This window comes from Blastococcus sp. SYSU D00813, assembly GCF_054050735.1.
In genome coordinates this window covers 1-17,767 of record NZ_JBJGZX010000057.1, presented here as the reverse complement: position 1 = coordinate 17,767, position 17,767 = coordinate 1, and the positions used below count along the sequence as shown (strand labels likewise).

Here is a 17,767-nt window from a genome sequence, read left to right as displayed (position 1 = left end):
GGCCGCGGGGGGGGCGCGGCCCCGGCCCGGGTGGACAAGTGGGTGGGGGGCTCCGGGGTGGGGGGGCCGGCCCCGCCCCGCCCCCCCCCCACTCCACCCGGGCCGGGCGGACGCGGATCAGCTCGTGGCGGTCGCCGGGACGGCGCAGCAGCCGGTGCACCAGCGGTGAGGTGGTGTGCCCGAGGGTGGACCGCGGCCCGTAGGCGCAGCGCGGCCGGCGCCTGCGGCCACTCCTCGCGCGGGACGAACCCCGACGTCCCCTCCACGGCCGGTCCGCGCACCCGCCCCCGGACGTCGCACGGGGCGACGGTCACCCGGGACGTGTGGCGCAGCCGCGTGGAGGACCCCGTCCTCCTCAGGACGGGGCCGCGCGGCTCAGGTCGGGACGGCGGCGTCCGAGCGGCGGGACGTGGGCAGGCTGACGTAGGTGCTGACCGGCAGCGCCGCCACGCGGTCAGGCGGCCGGCGCGGGCTGCAGCGAGAGCACCCGCCGCATCGCCGTCTCCACCGGGTCGATCGCCTCGGCGACGGTCACGTCGCGGCCCAGCTCGGCGGTCAGAGACGTCGCGCCGGCGTCGACGATCCCGCACGGGATCATGTTGCCGAAGGCGGCCATGTCGGGGTCGCAGTTGAGCGCGAAGCCGTGCATGGTCACGCCGCGGGCGACCCGGACGCCGATGGCCGCCACCTTGCGGTCGGGGCCGCGCTCGTCGGCCCGCACCCAGACGCCGCTGCGGCCCTCGACCCGCTCGGTGGCCAGACCGAAGCCCGCGCACACCTCGATGAGCGCCTCCTCCAGCCGGCGGACGTGCGCGACGACGTCCACCGGGTCCGGCAGCGCGACGATCGGGTAGCCGACCAGCTGCCCCGGGCCGTGCCAGGTGATCTTCCCGCCGCGGTCGACGTCGATGACCGGCGTGCCGTCGAAGGGGCGCTCGTGCGGCTCCGTGCGCTTGCCGGCGGTGTAGACGGGCGGGTGCTCCAGCAGCAGCATCGTGTCGGGGCCGGTGCCGGCGACCCGGGCGGCGTGCAGCTCGCGCTGGCGCGCCCAGGCCTCCTCGTAGTCGACGAGCCCGGCCCGGATCACGCGCAGATCGGTCACGCTGCTCAGCGTAGGCCCGCTGCTTGACCTCCAGTGCGCTCGAGGGCGGACGCTCCCGGCATGGCGGACGACGCGGCGGTGACCGACACGGTGGCGGTGATCGGCACGGGGGCGGTCGGCACGGCGGTGGCGCGCCGGCTGCTGGAGGACGGGCGCGACGTCGTGGTGTGGAACCGCACCCCGCAGCGCACCGAGGACCCGGTCGGCCGGGGTGCCCGGCCCGCGCGGTCGGTGGCGGAGGCGGTGGCCGGCAGCGGCCTCGCGCTGCTGACGCTCCCCGACCCCCGGACGGCGCTCGACTGCCTCGCGTCGCTGTCCGGGGACCTGGGCGGGCGGACGCTCGCCGCCCTCGGCACCGCGGACCCCGACGGAGCGCGCCGGCTGGCCGTCCGCGCCGCGGAGGTGGGCGCCCACTTCCTGCAGGTCGGCCTGCAGGGAGCGGCCGCGGACATCGGCACGGAGGCGGTGACGCTCCTGGTCAGCGGCTCGCCGGCCGCCGTCGAGCGGCACGGCGCGACGCTCGGCGTGCTGGGCCGCACCCGTCACGCCGGGGAGACGGCGGAGGCGGCGGCCGCGTGGGACCTGGCCCTGCTCGGGGTCTGGTACGACGCCCAGCTCGGCGTCCTGCGCGCGCTCGACGCGGCCCGCGAGGCGGGCGTCGACCTGGACGCGTTCGCCGCGACCGTGGTCACGCAGCTCGGGCACGTCGTCGCCGGGGTGCCGGGCACCGTCGCCGAGCTCCGCCAGGACCGCTTCCCCCCGGGGCCGGCCGATCTCGGGCAGCACCTGGACGTCGTCCGCCGGCTGGTGGACCTGCGCGCCGGCCGGCCGCTCGGCGACGGCGGCCTGACCGCGGTGGGCGCCACGCTGGCGGACCTCGTGGCGGAGGGGCGGGCGGGTGAGGGCCTGACGGCGGTGGCAGGGGTCGGTCAGCGCAGCCGGCGCGGCGGGATCCGCGTCTCGACCGCGGTGCCGTCGGGTCCGGGCTCGACGCGGTAGGCGCCCGCGCCCGGCCGGTCGGCGACCGCCTCCACGAGCTCGGTGCCGCGGTAGACCAGGCCCACGCCGTCGTCCGTGGCGTGCCCGGGCGGCAGCGTGCCGTCGGCGACGAGGCGCTGGTACAGCGGCCGGCGCTGCGCCTCGGAGTCGTAGTGGACGCTGTTGGACGCCGGGATGAGCGCCAGGCCGTTCGTCACCGGTCGCAGGTCCGGGCCGTAGGAGTCGGTGTTGCCGCCGACGTGCCAGCACAGCGAGCCGGCCGACACCCCGCCGAGGACGACGCCGGCCGCCCACGCCTCCCGGAACACCTCGTCGAGGCCGTGCACCCGCCACACCGCCAGCAGGTTGGCCACGCTGCCGCCGCCCACCCAGACGACGTCCTGGGCGAGCAGGTGGGCCCGCACGTCGGGCACCGTCGGCATGGGGAACAGGCTCAGGTGGCTGACCCGGACGGCGCTGCCGGCGAAGGCGCCGTAGACACCCGCGATCCGCGCCGGGTCGTCGCCGGTGGCGGTGCCGAGGTAGCAGAGGCGGGGCTCGGCCGGGGCGCCCGCCAGCTCCACGGCCAGGTCGAACACCGGCCCCGGCGCCCAGTCGTAGGGCCCGCGGCCGCGTGGGTCGAAGCCGGTGCTCGTGGCGAGGACGGTCGGGGCGGCGGCGGGCATCAGGCGGCCGCCTGCGGGCGGAGCGAGCGGAGGACGGCCCGGGCGGCGCGGGCGCCGCTGGCCATCGCGCCCTGGATCGAGGGGGTGTCGCGGTGGTCGCCGCAGACGTACAGCCCCTCCCCGAGGTCCACCGGCCGGCGCAGCCGCAGCGGCGGGAGGGCAGCCGGCTGCGCGCCCGGGACGGTCACCGACGTGAGGTGGCCCAGCTCCGCCGTCGCGACGCCGTGCAGCCGGGCGACCTCCTCGCGCACCTGCGCCTCGGTCGTCGGCTCCAGCGTGGAGCTGGCCACCAGCGCCCGGCCGTCGGGGGAGTAGGCGGGCTGCGCGTCGGTGAGGACGACGCTGTTGACCAGCTTCCCGCCGGGCGTCCCCAGGACGACGAGCGGGTCGCGCCACGGGGAGGACGGGAGCACGTGCAGGTGGGTGGTGACCTGCCGCGGCGCGGAGGCGCCGAGCCCCGGCAGCAGGGTGGCGGCGGTGCCGGGGTCGGTGGCGACGACGACGGCGTCGGCTCGGACCGGACCGTCGGCCGTGGTCACCTCGCCCGACGTCACCCGGCTCACCCTCAGGTGGAGGTGGAGCCTCGCGGTGCCCAGGCGTGCGGCCAGCTGCTCGCCGACCGACTGCATGCCACGCGCGGGCAGGCCGATCCGGCCGCGGGCGAAGCTCCGCCACAGCAGGTCGAGGTACCGGCTCGACGTCTCCAGCTCCGACTCGAGCAGGACACCGGCGAGGAACGGGCGGAAGAAGCGCTCGAGCGCCCGCTCGCCGACGCCCGCCGCGCGAAGCCGCACCTCCGCCGTGGTCTCGGGCTGCCGCAGCAACCAGGGGACCGGTGTGTAGCCGGCCTGGGCGGAGTAGGCCGCGATCGCTCCCTTGGCCAGCAGCGACCCGATCGGGGCGCGCAGCGTGGCCGGCGCCGTGGCCGGGTGCCGGCGGGGGTCGACGACGCGGTGCGCGCGGCCGTCGGCCCGCAGCACCGCCCCCGGCCAGAACCAGCCCATCCCCAGGGCGGGGACGTCGAGGTCGGCGGCGACGCGCGGGTAGCCGGTGTTGAGCACCTGGAACCCGCGGTCGACGACGAACCCGTCCACCCGCTCGGAGGCCAGGCGCCCGCCGGCGTGCCCGCCGGCCTCGACCACGTGCACGTCGCAGCCGGTCTCGGCGAGGCGGACGGCGGCGGACAGGCCGGCGAGGCCGGCGCCGACCACGACGACCTCGGCGCGTGCGGGGACGGGCATGCCCCGAACCTAGGGCGCACCCGCACGGCCCACCCGGTGGGCCGATTACCCGGGAGGGCGATTGCCCGCGCCGCGGTGGTCCGGCACAGTCCGGCGCCGGATCCCGGGAGGCGTGGCATGGACGACGACTGGCTGCCGGAGGCCGTGACGATCACCTTCGTCCGCGGCCTGGACCCGCGGGAGGTGGGGGACCTGCTGGCGGTCGACTGGGACACCGGACGCCGGCTGACCTTCGGCGACGCGGAGGCGCTGCAGGACCTGCGCCGGGATGCGCAGCCGGTCCAGCTGGCCGAGCGGGACGGCTGGGTGGTCGTGGTCGAGCCCAACGGCTACTGGACCTCGCAGACCCATGTCGTCGAGGCGTTGTCCCGCCGCGGGGAGGCCGTCTCCGTCTACTGGAGCGTCAAGGCGACGTCGGAGTTCGTCCTGGCCCGCGACGGCGCGATGGTCCGCGCGTTCGACCCGGTGCTCTTCGACGACGAGGAGGGGGACCCGCTGCCCGAGGAGGAGGGGCTCCCCTTCGGTTCCGACGACGCGGACCCGTACGCGCTCGCCCTGGAGCTGGCCACGCGGCTCACCGGCGTCCCGGTCGAGGGCTCCTGGCTCCTCGAGACCCCGCACCCCACCTGGCTCGCCGCGGGGCCGCCCGAACCGGATGCGCCGCCGCGCGGGACCGTGCACCTCACGCGCCCGGCCGACGACGGCGGCCTGCTGCGCCGGCTCGTCCTCGAGATCGACGGCACGGAGCAGGCGTCGCTGCGGCGGGGCGAGTCCGTCGACCACCGGCTGCGCACCGGGCCGCACCGGATCCGCACCCGGTGGGGGCGGACGACCAGCGAGCTGGTCCACTTCGAGCTGGCGGAGGGGGACGTCGTCCGCCTGGAGGTGCGGCGGCCGGGCGACGGGGGCGGCGTGCAGCGGCTGTAACGCCCGGCCTGTGGACGGCCGGAGCGAGGTGGGCGCGGGTCGGCCTACGGTGCCGCGCGTGCCGGAGCAGAACCCCCGACCCGTTCCCGAGCCCCCGCTCGTCCCGGGCTACCGCCTCGAGCAGCTGCTCGGCCGCGGCGGCTCGGGGGAGGTGTGGCGCGCCGTCCCGCGCGGCGGTGGGCACGCGGTGGCGGTCAAGGTGCTCGTCGCCGGCGACCCGGAGCGGCAGGCGCGCGAGGCGGCGCTGCTGGGGGAGCTCGACCACCCGCACCTGGTCCGCCTGGTCGAGGTGGTGCACCAGCCGCGCCGCGGCGGCCGGGCGCGCGTCGCCCTCGTGCTCGAGCTGCTGGAGGGCGGGAGCCTCGCCGCGCTGCTGGCCCGGCGCGGCCGGCTGCGCCCCGGCGAGGTGGTGACGACGCTCGCGCCGGTCGCCGCCGCCCTCGCCGCGGCGCACGAGGCCGGCGTCGTCCACGGCGACCTGTCCCCGGGGAACATCGTGTTCACCGCCGAGGGCAGGCCCGTGCTCACCGACCTCGGGGTGGCCCGGGTGCTCGGCGAGGCGGCCGCGGGGGAGGTGACTCCGCCCTACGTCGACCCGACGGTGGCCCGCGGCGGCGCGCCCGGGCCGGCGTCGGACGTGTTCGGCGCGGCGGCGGCGGCCTTCCACGCCCTCACCGGGGTGGCCCCGTGGAACGCCGCGACCCCGGCCGACACCCTCGGCGTGGCCGCGGCCGGGGAGCTCCCCGACCTGGACCTGCTCGCCCCCGAGGCCCCGCCCGCGCTGCGCGACGTCATCGCCCGCGGCCTCGCCGCCGACCCGTCCGACCGGCCCACGGCGGCGGAGCTGGCCCTGGACCTGCGCCATGCCTGCCGCCCCGAGCCGGTGCGGCTGCCGGTGGCGGGCGTGCCCGACGCCGAGCTGGGGGCCACCGGGCGGGGCCCGCGGACGGAGCTCACCCACCAGGTCGCGCGTCGGCCCGCGCCGGAGACGGACGGCGGCCGGCGGCGGGGGCCGCGGATCCCCGGGGTCCCCGCCCTGCGCGGCCGGTGGCCACGGGTGGCCGGGGTGCTGCTCGCCGTCGCGGTCCTGCTGGCGGTGGCCGCGGGCGTCGGCGGGCTGTGGGCGGACACGGCCGCCCGGCCGGCTCCCGCGGTGGCGCCGTCCGCCACGGTGACGTCGTCGACACCGGGGCCGTCGGCGAGCGCGGCGCCGTCCCCACCCGCGACGGCCGGCCCGGCGACCAGTGGCCCGGCGACCAGTGGCCCGGCGACCAGTGGCCCGGCGACCTCCGTCCCCGGCGGCCCGTCACCGGCCGCGGAGCCGGACTGGCTGTCCGTCGTCACCGAGCTGTACACCCGCCGCGCCGATGCCTTCACGCGGGCCGACGTCGCCGGGCTGGCCGCCGTCTACACGCCCGACAGCCCGGTGCGGGCCGCCGACGTCGAGGCGGTGCGGACGCTGGCGGCCGCCGGTCACCGCCTCTCCGGCTACGCGCCGCAGGTCGACGGGCCGGTGCGGGCGACGAGGGCGGGGGACCGGGTCACCGTCGAGGTCCGGGACGGGTGGGCCGGCTACGCCGTCGTCGCGGCCGGGGACCCCGAGGAGCGCCCGCTGCTGCACGCCCCGGGCCGGGCGCCGGCCCCCGTGGTGCTCGAGCTCGTCGCGACGGCGGAGGGCTGGCGGATCGCCGCGGCGAGCCGCCCCGGGTGAGGCCTCACTCCTTGCCGAGCGCGGACCGCAGCGCGGAGGTGACGTCGGGGTGGGTCCAGGTGAACCCGGCGGCCTCCAGGGCGGCGGGGACGGCGCGCTGACCGGCGAGGACGCCGACCGGCGCGAACTCGCCGAGCACGGCCGTGAGCGCGGAGCCGGGCACGGGGAGCTTCGCGGGCCGGCGCAGCACCTGCCCGAGCGCGCGGGTGAACTCGGCGTTGGTCACCGGCGCCGGCCCGGTGAGGTTCACCGGGCCCGAGAGCGGAGCGGTGAGCAGGAACCGGATCGCGTCGACCTCGTCGCGGAGGCTGATCCACGGCCAGTACTGCTCGCCGGACCCGATCCGGCCGCCCAGCCCGAGCTTGAAGACCGGGGCCAGCCGGCCGAGCAGGCCGCCGCGGCCGAGCACCAGCCCGGTGCGCAGCCGGACGACCCGGACACCGGCCTGCTCGGCCGGTGCCGTGGCGGTCTCCCACTGCTCGCACACGTGCGCGAGGAAGTCCTGCCCGGCCGGGGCGTTCTCCCGGACGACGCGGTCCCCGGTGTCGCCGTACCAGCCGACGGCCGAGGCGCTCAGCAGCACCCGCGGCCGGTTCGGGTCGGCGGCGGCGGCCTCGGCGAGCGCCGTGCTCACCGTCGTCGTGGCGTCCACCCGGCTGCGCAGGATCTCCTGCTTGCGCTTCTCGGTCCACCGCTTGTCCCCGACGCCGGCCCCGGCGAGGTTGACCACCGCGTCGACGTCGGCGAGCAGCCCCGGGTCGATCTGCCGGTGCTGGGGCTCCCAGCGGTGCTCGTCGGCGGTCCGCGGGGTGCGCCGCACCAGCCGCAGCACGTCGTGCCCGTCCCCGCTCAACGCCGGCACCAGCGCCGAGCCGATCAGGCCGGACGAGCCGGTCACCGCGATCCTCAACGAGCCACCTCCGGGGGGAGCGGACAGGGCAGAGGGGCCCCGGCGGCCCCCGGGGCCCCTCCTCTCAGCGGGTCACTGCAGGCCGAGCTCGCCCTCGAACTGGCCGGCCTCGAGCCGCTCCCGCACCGCGGTGAGGAAGCGCGCGGCGTCGGCGCCGTCGACGATCCGGTGGTCGTAGGTCAGCGCCAGGTAGACCATCGACCGGACCGCGATGACCTCGCCGAGGTCGGGGTCGGACACGACGACCGGCCGCTTCACGACCGAGCCGGTGCCCAGGATCGCGACCTGCGGCTGGTTGATGATCGGGGTGTCGAACAGCGCCCCGCGGCTGCCGGTGTTGGTCAGCGTGAAGGTGCCGCCGCCGAGCTCGTCGGGGCTGACCTTGTTGTTGCGGGTCCGGTCGGCGAGGTCGGCGATCTTGCGGGCCAGCCCGCCGATGCTGAGGTCCCCGGCGCCGTGGATGACCGGCACGAGCAGGCCGCGGTCGGTGTCCACCGCGATGCCGAGGTTCTCCGCGTCGTGGTAGGTGACCGTGCCGGCCTCCATGTCCACCGACGAGTTCACCGAGGGGAAGGCCTTGAGGGCCTCGACCGCGGCCTTCGCGAAGAACGGCAGGAACGACAGCTTCACGCCCTCGCGCGCCTCGAAGTCGCGCTTGGCCCGGTCGCGCAACTTCGCGATCCGCGTGACGTCGGCCTCGACGACCGTGGTCAGCTGCGCGCTGATCGCCAGCGACTCGACCATCCGCTGCGCGATGACCTTGCGCAGCCGCGGCATCTTCTCGGTGCGCCCGCGCAGCGAGGTGTCGGGCTGAGCGGCCGGCGAGGGTGTCGTCGCCCGGGCCGCGGGCGCCGCCGGAGCGGACGGCGCGGCCGCAGCGGGGGCCGGAGCGGCCTGCTCGGCGGCCGCGAGCACGTCCTGCTTGCGGATCCGGCCGCCGACGCCGGTGCCCTTCACCGTGGACAGGTCCACGCCGTGGTCGGCCGCCAGCCGCCGCACCAGCGGGGTCACGTACTGGCCGCCGCCGTCGCCGGAGGACGGGTCGGACCGCCCGCCCGACGGCGCGGGCGCCTGCGGGGCCACCGCCTGGGCCGGTGCGGGCGCGTCGGTGGGGGACTTCGCCGGGAGCGACCCGCTCGAGCCGTAGTCGGCGCCCGGGGTCTCGGTGGCCGGCTTGGCGGTGGGGGTCTCCTCCTGCGGCTCCGGCTCGGCCTGCTGGGGAGCGGCCTGCTGGGAAGCGGCCTGCTGGGGAGCGGCCTGCTGCTGCGGCGCGGGGGCGCTCTGCTGGGGAGCGCCACCACCGGCGGAGGCGCTGCCGATGACGGCCAGCTGCGCACCCACCTCGACGGTCTCGTCCTCGTTCACCGAGATCGACAGCAGCGTGCCCGACACCGGGGCGGGGATCTCGGTGTCGACCTTGTCGGTGGAGACCTCGAGCAGCGGCTCGTCGGCGGCCACCTCGTCACCGACCGCCTTGAGCCAGCGGGTGACGGTGCCCTCGGTGACGCTCTCGCCGAGCGCCGGCATGGTCACCGGCGTCCCCTCGCCGCCGCCCTGGGCGGCCCCGCCGCCGGAGCCGCCGTCGCCGGAGGGCGCCGGGGCCTCGGCCGGAGCGGGCTGACCGGCGTCGGCGTCGGTGGCCGGGTCGGCGTCCTGCACCTGCTGGTCGGGCGTCTGCGGGGTGGCGTCGGCGTCCTCGGCCGACGCGGGCGGCGCGCCGGCGTCCCCACCGTCGCCGTCCCCACCGATGACCGCGAGCTCCGCGCCGACCTCGACCGTCTCGTCCTCGGCCACGAGGATCTTGGTCAGCACGCCGGCCGCGGGCGAGGGGATCTCGGTGTCGACCTTGTCGGTCGACACCTCCAGGAGGGGCTCGTCGACCTCGACCTGCTCACCCTCCTGCTTGAGCCATCGAGTGACCGTGCCCTCGGTGACGCTCTCGCCCAGGGCGGGCATGGTGACGGACGTCGGCATCGGTGCGGGGCTCCTTCTGTGGGGACGCTGGGTGGCGCTGCGGGGGAGGGGGTGCGGGGTCAGCCGTGCACGTGCAGCGGCTTGCCGGCCAGCGCCAGGTGCGCCTCGCCGAGGGCCTCGCTCTGGGTCGGGTGCGGGTGGATGAGGCTGGCGACGTCGTCGGCCTCGGCCTCCCAGTTGTAGATGAGCTGGCCCTCGGCGATCAGCTCGCCGACCCGGCTGCCGACCATGTGGATGCCCACGACCGGGCCGTCGACGGCCTGGATCAGCTTGACCGCACCCTGGGTCTTGAGGATCTGGCTGCGGCCGTTGCCGCCGAGGTCGTAGGTGAGGGTCTTCACCTCGCCGTAGCGCTCCTTGGCCTGGGCCTCGGTGAGCCCGACGGAGGCGACCTCGGGGTCGGAGTAGGTGATCCGCGGGACGCCCGCGTAGTCGATCGGCGCCGGGTTGAGCCCGGCCACCCGCTCGGCGACGAGGATGCCCTCGGCGAAGCCGACGTGGGCCAGCTGCAGGGTCGGGATGAGGTCGCCGACGGCGGAGATCGTCTCCACGTTCGTCCGGCAGTACTCGTCGACGAGGACGTAGCCGCGCTCCATGGCGACGCCGGCCTCCTCGTAGCCCAGACCCTGGCTGACCGGCCCGCGGCCGACCGCGACGAGCAGGATCTCGGCCTCGATCTCCTTGCCGTTCTCCAGCGAGACCTTCACGCCGTTCTCGGTCTGCTGCACACCGGAGAAGCGGCTGCCCAGCTCGAAACCGATCTTGCGGCGGCGGAAGGCGCGCTCCAGCAGCTTGGAGGAGGACTCGTCCTCCAGCGGCACCAGGTGCGGCAGCGCCTCGACGATGGTCACGTCGACGCCGAAGGACTTCCACGCGCTGGCGAACTCGCAGCCGATGACGCCGCCGCCGAGGATGATCGCCGAGGCGGGCACGCGGTCCAGCTTGAGAGCGTGGTCGCTGGTGATGACGCGGGTGCCGTCGATCTCCAGGCCGGGCAGCGACCGGGCGTAGGAGCCGGTGGCCAGCAGCACGTGCCGGCCCTCGTAGGTCTGGCCGTTCACGGACACCGAGGTCGGGGAGGCCAGCCGGCCCTCGCCCTCGACGTAGGTGATCCCGCGGCTCTTGATCAGGCCCTGCAGGCCCTTGTAGAGCCGGGAGATGACGCCGTCCTTGTAGGCGTTGACGCCGTCCATGTCGATGCCGGCCAGGGAGGTCTTGACGCCGAACTGCTCGCCCTCGCGGGCCAGGTCGGCGACCTCTCCGGCGTGCAGCAGCGCCTTGGTCGGGATGCAGCCGTTGTGCAGGCAGGTGCCGCCGACCTTGCCCTTCTCGACCAGCACGACCGACAGGCCGAGCTCCGCGGCGCGCAGCGCGGCGGCGTAGCCACCCGAGCCACCGCCGAGGATGACCAGGTCGGCGGGGGAGGTGGGTGCGCTCACGAGTGGCTCCTCGAGTTCCTGCGGCCCCCGCGTCGCTCGTACGGGGGATGGGCAGGGACCATCCTGCCACTCCGGGAACGGGGGAGCCGGACGCCCCGTTGGTGTCCTCGGGCGGAGTGCGACACACCCGCCGACCGGGGATCGGAGGCGGCGCGATGGGGCTGTTCGGCCGACTGCGCGGGAAGGGCCGGGGCGGGTCCGGCGGCGGCGACCGCCGCGGCACCCTGGACCGGGCCTCGGGCCGCGCGGACCTGACCCACCTCGAGCAGTTCGTGGCCACCCGGCGCGGCGTCGAGGGCTACGTCGAGCCGCGCACCGCCGTCACCGAGACGACGATCCTGCTGGTGGCCGCCGACGGGGAGTGGACCCGCCGGCGCGTCGCCGGGCCCGAGGTGGGCCGCAAGCTGTCCCGCGACCTGGGCATCCCGGTCTACGACGCCCAGGTCACCGGCTACCCGCAGCGCATGCGCGACTGGAGCGCCCGCCAGAAGGAGAAGGACCCCGGGCCCCCCACCGCCCGCTGACGCGCGCGGCGGGCCCTGCCCGGGGCCGTTCCCCACCTCACGAGTCGGCGATCGCGTCCTCGACCGTCGCCAGGAGCGTGCGGACCGGGACGCCGGTGCCGCCCTTGGGCGTGTAGCCCCACGGTCCGCCGGTGTTGTAGCTCGGCCCGGCGATGTCGATGTGCGCCCACGGCAGCCCCTTGGGCACGAACTCCCCGAGGAAGTGCGCCGCGACGAGCATGCCGCCCATCCGGTCGGCGTTGGCGTTGACCATGTCGGCGACCGGCGAGTCGATGCCCTTGCGCAGCTCCGGCGGCATCGGCATCGCCCACATGGGCTCGCCGCTGCGCAGGCTGGCCGCCACCACGGCGTCCCGGAGGTCGTCGCTGCCCATGACGCCGGCCGTGCGGCTGCCCAGCGCGACCAGCTGCGCGCCGGTCAGCGTGGAGGTCTCGACGAGCAGGTCGGGGGAGTCCTCGGCCGCGCGCACGATCGCGTCGGCGAGGATCAGCCGCCCCTCGGCGTCGGTGTTGGTGATCTCCACCTTGCGACCGTTGCGGAAGGTCAGGACGTCGCCCGGGCGGTACGCGGTGCCGCTGGGCAGGTTCTCGGCCATCGGCACCGTGGCGGTCACCTCGACCGGCAGGCCCAGCTCCGCGACCAGGCACACCGTGGCGATGACGGCGGCCGCGCCGGCCATGTCGCTGGTCATGTGGTGCATGTTGGCGGCCGGCTTGATCGACAGGCCGCCGCTGTCGAAGGTGATGCCCTTGCCGACCAGGGCGATCTTCTTCCGGGCCTTCTTGCCCTTGTAGGTCAGGCGCAGCAACCGCGGGCCGCGGGCGGAGCCGCCGCCGACGGCGAGGATGCCGCCGTACCCGCCGGAGGCCAGCGCCGCCTCGTCGAGCACCTCGACCGACAGGCCGGCCGCCTTGCCGGCGGCCGCGCCACGGGCGGCCAGCTCCGCCGGGTACAGGTCGTTGGGCGGGGTGTTGACCAGGTCCCGCGTCAGGGCGACGGCGGCGGCGACCGCGCGGACCCGGGCCAGGGGCGACCTCGCCTCGGCGGCGTCGGGGACGACGACGGTGTACTCGCGCGGCGGCGTCGGCCGGTCCGCGGGCAGGTCCGAGCGGTAGGCGGTGAACTCGTAGGCACCCAGCAGCGCGCCCTCGCCCACCGCGTGCAGGCGCTCGGCGTCCGGCGCCCCGCCGACGGCGGCCAGCAGGGTGACGACCGAGCCGCGGCCGTTGAGGGCCCGGCTGGCCGCACCCGCGGCGCGGCGCACCGCCTCGGCGCCGTAGCGGCCGTCGGCACCCGGGGCCCCCAGGCCGACCGCGGCGACCACCGGGAACGGGGCCTGGCCGAGGGTCGCGACCCGGGTCACCTCGTCCTCGCCGCCGCGGGCGCCCAGGTCGGCGAGGGCCGGGAGCAGCCGGCCGCCCAGCAGGCGGTCCACCGCCTCGGCGCCGGGGGTGGCGAGCAGGCCGGACGGGCCGCGGCCGACGCCGACGACGACGGCGTCTCCGGGGACCTTCTCGACGGGGCGGTCGGTGGCGGTGATCTGCGGTGGCACGCGGACGAGCTTAGTGACAGGCCCCCGCTGCCCCCCGGGGCTGGCCAGCTCACCCCGGGACCCGGCAGCGGGGCCGCGTTAGCGTGCTCCGCATGGAGCCGCGGACCTCGCCCCTGCACGACCGGCACGTCGCCGCCGGCGCGAAGCTGGCCGACTTCGGGGGCTGGTCGATGCCCATCGAGTACGCCGGCGGCGGCGTCCTGGCCGAGCACGCGGCGGTGCGCGAGGGCGTCGGCCTCTTCGACGTCTCCCACCTGGGCACCGCCACGGTGCGCGGGCCCGGTGCCGCGGCGTTCGTCGACAGCTGCCTCACCAACGACCTCGGTCGGATCGGGCCCGGCCAGGCGCAGTACACGCTGTGCTGCGTCCCGGACGGGGAGCCGCAGGCCGGCGGCGTGGTCGACGACCTGATCGTCTACCTGCACGGGGACGACGACGTGCTGCTCGTGCCCAATGCCGCGAACGCCGCCGAGGTGGTCGCCCGGCTGACCGCGGCCGCGCCGGCGGGGGTCACCGTCACCGACCGGCACACCGAGATCGCCGTCCTCGCCGTGCAGGGGCCCCGCTCACCGCAGGTGCTGTCGCTGCTGGGCCTGCCCGGCGAGCTGGCCTACATGTCGTTCGTGACCGGCACCGGCGGCGGGGACGCCGAGGTCACCGTGTGCCGCACCGGCTACACCGGCGAGCACGGCTACGAGGTCCTCGTCGCCGCGGACCGGGCCGGGGAGCTGTGGGACCAGCTCGTGGAGGTCGGCAGCGACGAGGGCCTGCGGCTGTGCGGGCTCGGCGCCCGCGACACGCTGCGCACGGAGATGGGCTACCCGCTGCACGGGCACGAGCTCTCCCGGGACATCACGCCCAACCAGGCGCGCAGCGGCTGGGCGGTCGGCTGGCGCAAGCCGGCGTTCTGGGGGCGGGAGGCGCTCCTCGCCGAGCGCGAGGCGGGCCCGGCCCGGCAGCTGTGGGGGCTGCGCGCGACCGGCCGCGGGATCCCGCGGCCGGGGATGCCCGTGCTGGACGCGGCGGGCGAGCGGATCGGCGAGGTCACCAGCGGCACGTTCTCCCCGTCGCTGCGGACGGGGATCGCCCTCGCCCTGCTCGACACGGCGGCCGGGGTCGAGCAGGGCGCCGAGGTGGCCGTCGACGTCCGCGGGCGCCCCCAGCCGGTCACCGTCGTCCGCCCGCCGTTCGTGGAGTCCCACGTCCGGTGACGGTCACCGCGCGGGGTGCGACTCCTTCGTCGGCTCCGGCGGGTCGGGCAGGGTGTCGGCCATCTCCGCGCCGCGCCGGCCCATCGGCTGGGGCTCGCCCTCGGTCGTGTCCTCCGCGGTCTGGTGCTCGGCCTCGGAGTTGATCTCCGCCCCCAGCAGGACCAGGTAGCAGGTCAGGTACAGCCACAGCATCAGCACGATGACGCCGGCGATGGCCCCGTAGGTCTTGTCGTAGGAGCCGAAGTTGTTCACGTAGATGCTGAACCCGAGGCTGACCAGCGCCCAGATCAGCGTGACCACGACGGCGCCCAGGCTCACCCACCGCAGCTTCGGCGCGTCGCGGTCGGGGGCCACCCGGTACAGGACGGCCAGCGAGCCGGCGAAGACCCCGAGCAGCAGCACCCACCGCAGGACCTGCGCCAGGATCGTCCCGACCACGCCGAGGGGCAGGGTGTCGATGACCGCCGGCACGACGGCGACCAGCGTGAACGTCACGAGCACGAAGACGATCGCCCCGAGCGTCAGGCCGAGCGCCAGCGCCTTGCGCTTGATGAAGCCGCGGGTCTCCACCTCGTCGTAGGCGAGGTTGACGGCGGTGACCACGTTCCCGGTGCCGCCGGAGGCCGACCACAGCGCGCCGAGCACGGAGACCGCCAGGCCGAACGAGAGCGCTCCGCCGCTGTTCTGGGTGATCTCGGTGAGCTGCTCGCCGATGAGGTCGGCCGCGCTGGCGGGGAGCTGGTCGGCGAGGTCCTCCACCTGCCGGGCCACGGTCTCCGGCGAGGCGACGAGACCGTAGATCGAGATGGTCGCGATCAGCGCGGGGAAGATCGCGAGGAAGGCGAAGAAGGCCACGCCGCCGGCGATGATCGGCATGTTGTCGGCGTTGTGCTCCGCCCACGCCCGCTTGACGATCTGCTTCCACCCGCGCGCCGGGATCTGCGTGGGCTTCTCGGCGTGCAGGCCCGGCAGGACGTCCGACCCCGGGGACCCCGGCGGGAGCCGGGAGGGGTCCGGCGTGGACTCCCCCCGGGCGGCCCGCTCCTGCGCCGCCCGCGCCGCCGCCCGGCGGGCGGCCTTCTCCTCGACCCGCTCGCGGATGCGGTCGACCGCGCTCTCCCGCGGCCGTGTGCCGGCCATCAGTCGCCGGGCCAGCTGCCGGTCAGCTGGAAGAACCCGCGGGCGCCGGCCCGGTCGATGGCGGCCTTGGTGGCGGCGAAGATGGCGCCCTGTAGCGCCGCGGCCAGCACCACCTCCCGCATCCGGTACTCGCTCTGCAGCGCGCCGGGGGCGTCGTCCTCGTTCGCGACGAGCTTCCAGACCTGCTTGAAGAGGACGCCGGAGACCGTTCCCGCGGCGATGCCGCCGAGCAGACCGATCGGGCGGTAGAGCAGCTTGCTGCCCTTGCTCTTCTTCGCCTTGCTGACCTCGCCCCTGCTCATCGGGTCCTCCTCGCGGCCTTCTTCTTCGCCCTGCGCGCCTTCTTGGCGGCCTTGCGGGCCACCTTCTCAGTCGCCGCGCGGCGGGCGGCCGCCGCCTTCTCCGCGCGCCGGGCCTCGCGCCTCACCTCGCGCCGGGCCTGCCGCTGCGGCCTGGTCCGGCGCCGCCAGACGAGGAGCCCGAGCAGGCCGACGACGGCGGCGCCGGCGCCGATGACGGCGGGCGGGCTCTCCCGGTAGGTCTCCACCGCGGTGTCCTTGGCGCGGGCCGCACCCTCCTTGGCGCGCGCGGGGACGTCGAGGCGTGCGCTGAGCTCGTCCACCGTGCGGCCCAGCTGGGCGCGGGTCTCCTCGATCTCGGCCTTGATGGCGTCGGGGTCGGTCGCGCCGGCGTCCCCGGAGGCGCCGTGCTGCGGGCCGGTCACCGGGAGGCCGCCTTCTTGACCGTGGCGATGTCGGCCTTGGCGCTGGCGATCGCCTGGGTGGGCACCGGCGGGGTGCCCTGCTGCACGTCCTTCTTGCCGAGCAGCGCCAGGACGCCGGCGACGGCGAACAGCACGACCGCGACGATCAGCGCCGCCAGCCACGCGGGCAGGGCCTCGGCCAGCGCGAGGACGGCGGCGCTGATCAGCACCGCCAGCCCGAAGAACGCGACCAGGCTCGCACCGCCGAACAGGCCGGCGCCGATCCCGAGCCGCTTGGCCTTCTGGGTGACCTCGGCCTGCGCCAGCCGGGCCTCGTCGCGGACGAGGGTGCTGATCTGCTCGGTCAGCCGGCTGATCAGCTCGCCGGTCGAGGCGTCCTCCGGCGCCGGTGGGGGCGGGGTCGCGCGCGAGGCGCCCGTGGGCGAGGGGGCGGTCATCGGTCCTCCGGGTCTCAGGGGCGGTCGATGCACCTGCATGCCCCCGGCGCGCCGGCCGTAACCCGGGCGGTGATCACAGACAGGTCGCGACGGCGTGCCCCGCCGCCGTCCCCCCGCCGGGATCTAGCCTCGCTGCCATGAGCTGGACGTGGCGCCTCGAGGGGCCGGCGGGGGAGACGGTGGACCCGGCGTCGGTCGGGGTGACGGTCCCGCCGTCGGACAACCAGGGCGACGCCGAGTCGTGGCTCGGGGAGAACTGGCGCGAGCTGCTGGCCCGCGGCGTGCACGCCGTCACGCTGCTGGACGGCGAGACGCGGGTGTACGGCCCGATGGGGCTGGCGCCGAGCTAGCCGCGCATGGTCTTGGCGGGGTCGCGCTCAACGACGTCGCCGAGCACCTCGTCGATGCGCGCGAGGACGTCGTCGTCCAGGCGCACCCCGGCGGCCGCCACGTTGTGCTGCACCTGGTCCGGCCGGCTGGCGCCGATGATGGCGGCGGCCACGTTCCGGTTCTGCAGCACCCAGGCCACCGCGAGCTGCGCCATCGACAGGCCGACGTCGTCGGCGACGGCCTGCAGGCCCTGCACCCGGGTGAGGACCTCGTCCCGGAGGAACCCGCGCATCGAGCCACCCACCGAGGCGTCGGCGGCGCGGCTGCCCTCGGGCGCCTGCTCGCCGGGCCGGTACTTGCCGGTCAGGACGCCCTGGGCCAGCGGCGACCAGACGATCTGGGCCAGGCCCTCGCGCTCGGAGGTCGGCACGACCTCGTCCTCGATGACCCGCCACAGCATCGAGTACTGCGGCTGGTTGCTGATCAGCTGGATGCCCAGCTCCCGGGCCAGGGCGGCGCCGGCCGCGATCTCGTCGGCCCGCCACTCCGAGACGCCGATGTAGAGCACCTTGCCCTGCCGCACGAGGTCGGCGAAGGCGGTCATCGTCTCCTCGAGCGGCACCGTCGTGTCGTAGCGGTGCGCCTGGTACAGGTCGAGGTAGTCGGTCTGCAGCCGGCGCAGCGAGGCGTGGCAGCTCTCGGTGACGTGCTTGCGGGACAGGCCGCGGTCGTTGCGGCCCGGACCGGTCGGCCAGTAGACCTTGGTGAAGATCTCCAGGCCCTCGCGGGGGGGGGGGGGGGGGGGGGGGGGGGGGGGGGGCGGGGGCGGGGGGCGGGGGGGGGGGGGGGGCGCGGGGCGGGGGGGGGGTGGGGCGGGGCGG

The 17,767-nt window shown here is 76.5% G+C and carries 18 protein-coding genes; 6 read left to right on the top strand and 12 right to left on the bottom strand.

Going from position 1 to position 17,767, the window contains the following annotated elements; genetic code table 11:
* Positions 1-454 precede the first annotated feature (454 nt).
* On the bottom strand, positions 455-1,102 hold the full coding sequence (gene lipB, locus ACI8AX_RS22730; RefSeq protein WP_456552145.1) for a lipoyl(octanoyl) transferase LipB: 648 nt from the start codon (positions 1,100-1,102) through the stop codon (positions 455-457).
* A gap of 60 nt (positions 1,103-1,162) precedes the next feature.
* Between lipB and ACI8AX_RS22725 the strand changes: the two genes are divergently transcribed.
* A complete protein-coding gene (locus tag ACI8AX_RS22725; protein ID WP_456552144.1) occupies positions 1,163-2,101 on the top strand; it encodes an NAD(P)-binding domain-containing protein in 939 nt (312 codons plus the stop codon).
* Here the strand turns inward: ACI8AX_RS22725 and ACI8AX_RS22720 are convergent.
* Positions 2,032-2,766 carry a Type 1 glutamine amidotransferase-like domain-containing protein gene (locus tag ACI8AX_RS22720; RefSeq protein ID WP_456552143.1) on the bottom strand — a complete coding sequence of 245 codons (735 nt, stop codon included), beginning with the start codon at positions 2,764-2,766 and terminating at the stop codon, positions 2,032-2,034. The two genes, ACI8AX_RS22725 and ACI8AX_RS22720, sit on opposite strands and share 70 nt — an antisense overlap.
* Complete coding sequence (locus tag ACI8AX_RS22715; RefSeq protein ID WP_456552142.1) at positions 2,766-4,007, bottom strand: NAD(P)/FAD-dependent oxidoreductase; 1,242 nt, start codon at positions 4,005-4,007, stop codon at positions 2,766-2,768. The genes ACI8AX_RS22720 and ACI8AX_RS22715 overlap by 1 nt, the downstream gene beginning before the upstream one ends.
* Positions 4,008-4,124: 117 nt before the next feature.
* Here ACI8AX_RS22715 and ACI8AX_RS22710 point away from each other — a divergent pair, with 117 nt between their 5' ends.
* Positions 4,125-4,934, top strand: a complete 810-nt coding sequence (locus ACI8AX_RS22710) for a DUF6461 domain-containing protein (RefSeq protein WP_456552141.1) — start codon at positions 4,125-4,127, stop codon at positions 4,932-4,934.
* 58 nt (positions 4,935-4,992) lie between these two features.
* Positions 4,993-6,645, top strand: coding sequence for a serine/threonine-protein kinase (locus tag ACI8AX_RS22705; protein WP_456552140.1), 1,653 nt, complete (start codon positions 4,993-4,995; stop codon positions 6,643-6,645).
* A gap of 4 nt (positions 6,646-6,649) precedes the next feature.
* On the opposite strand, the gene ACI8AX_RS22700 is transcribed toward ACI8AX_RS22705, so the two are convergent.
* The 3 genes from ACI8AX_RS22700 to lpdA all read right to left on the bottom strand — a co-directional run bounded on the left by ACI8AX_RS22700 (position 6,650) and on the right by lpdA (position 10,968).
* A complete protein-coding gene (locus ACI8AX_RS22700; protein ID WP_456552139.1) occupies positions 6,650-7,543 on the bottom strand; it encodes a TIGR01777 family oxidoreductase in 894 nt (297 codons plus the stop codon).
* A gap of 84 nt (positions 7,544-7,627) precedes the next feature.
* A complete protein-coding gene (gene sucB / locus ACI8AX_RS22695) occupies positions 7,628-9,529 on the bottom strand; it encodes a 2-oxoglutarate dehydrogenase, E2 component, dihydrolipoamide succinyltransferase (RefSeq protein WP_456552138.1) in 1,902 nt (633 codons plus the stop codon).
* A gap of 59 nt (positions 9,530-9,588) precedes the next feature.
* A complete protein-coding gene (lpdA, locus tag ACI8AX_RS22690) occupies positions 9,589-10,968 on the bottom strand; it encodes a dihydrolipoyl dehydrogenase (protein ID WP_456552137.1) in 1,380 nt (459 codons plus the stop codon).
* A 155-nt stretch (positions 10,969-11,123) separates the two neighbouring features.
* On the opposite strand from lpdA, the gene ACI8AX_RS22685 reads away from it, so the two are divergent.
* The gene (locus tag ACI8AX_RS22685; protein ID WP_456552136.1) at positions 11,124-11,492 is read left to right on the top strand and encodes an oxidoreductase; all 369 of its coding nucleotides are present in this window, start codon (positions 11,124-11,126) and stop codon (positions 11,490-11,492) included.
* A gap of 37 nt (positions 11,493-11,529) precedes the next feature.
* Here ACI8AX_RS22685 and ACI8AX_RS22680 read toward each other — a convergent pair whose 3' ends face one another.
* On the bottom strand, positions 11,530-13,044 hold the full coding sequence (locus ACI8AX_RS22680; RefSeq protein ID WP_456552135.1) for a leucyl aminopeptidase: 1,515 nt from the start codon (positions 13,042-13,044) through the stop codon (positions 11,530-11,532).
* Between the two features lie 92 nt (positions 13,045-13,136).
* On the opposite strand from ACI8AX_RS22680, the gene gcvT reads away from it, so the two are divergent.
* Positions 13,137-14,255, top strand: coding sequence for a glycine cleavage system aminomethyltransferase GcvT (gene gcvT / locus ACI8AX_RS22675; protein ID WP_456552134.1), 1,119 nt, complete (start codon positions 13,137-13,139; stop codon positions 14,253-14,255).
* Between the two features lie 3 nt (positions 14,256-14,258).
* On the opposite strand, the gene ACI8AX_RS22670 is transcribed toward gcvT, so the two are convergent.
* The 4 genes from ACI8AX_RS22670 to ACI8AX_RS22655 are packed head-to-tail and all read right to left on the bottom strand — an operon-like array spanning position 14,259 to position 16,556.
* Entirely contained in the window at positions 14,259-15,395 is a 1,137-nt protein-coding gene (locus tag ACI8AX_RS22670; protein ID WP_456552133.1) for a YihY/virulence factor BrkB family protein, read from the bottom strand.
* Positions 15,395-15,697, bottom strand: coding sequence for a DUF4235 domain-containing protein (locus tag ACI8AX_RS22665; protein WP_456552132.1), 303 nt, complete (start codon positions 15,695-15,697; stop codon positions 15,395-15,397). Before ACI8AX_RS22665 ends, ACI8AX_RS22670 begins: the two co-directional genes overlap by 1 nt.
* Positions 15,694-16,119 (bottom strand): DUF3618 domain-containing protein, encoded by a 426-nt coding sequence (locus ACI8AX_RS22660; RefSeq protein WP_456552131.1) that lies wholly within the window; start codon positions 16,117-16,119, stop codon positions 15,694-15,696. Before ACI8AX_RS22660 ends, ACI8AX_RS22665 begins: the two co-directional genes overlap by 4 nt.
* Positions 16,116-16,556: a phage holin family protein gene (locus tag ACI8AX_RS22655; RefSeq protein WP_456552130.1), complete on the bottom strand. Its 441-nt coding sequence runs from the start codon at positions 16,554-16,556 to the stop codon at positions 16,116-16,118. The genes ACI8AX_RS22660 and ACI8AX_RS22655 overlap by 4 nt, the downstream gene beginning before the upstream one ends.
* A gap of 137 nt (positions 16,557-16,693) precedes the next feature.
* Here ACI8AX_RS22655 and ACI8AX_RS22650 point away from each other — a divergent pair, with 137 nt between their 5' ends.
* Positions 16,694-16,906, top strand: a complete 213-nt coding sequence (locus ACI8AX_RS22650) for a hypothetical protein (RefSeq protein WP_456552129.1) — start codon at positions 16,694-16,696, stop codon at positions 16,904-16,906.
* On the opposite strand, the gene ACI8AX_RS22645 is transcribed toward ACI8AX_RS22650, so the two are convergent.
* Positions 16,903-17,767, bottom strand: an 865-nt coding sequence (locus ACI8AX_RS22645) for an aldo/keto reductase (RefSeq protein WP_456552128.1), incomplete at its 5' end; no start/stop codon positions are given. The two genes, ACI8AX_RS22650 and ACI8AX_RS22645, sit on opposite strands and share 4 nt — an antisense overlap.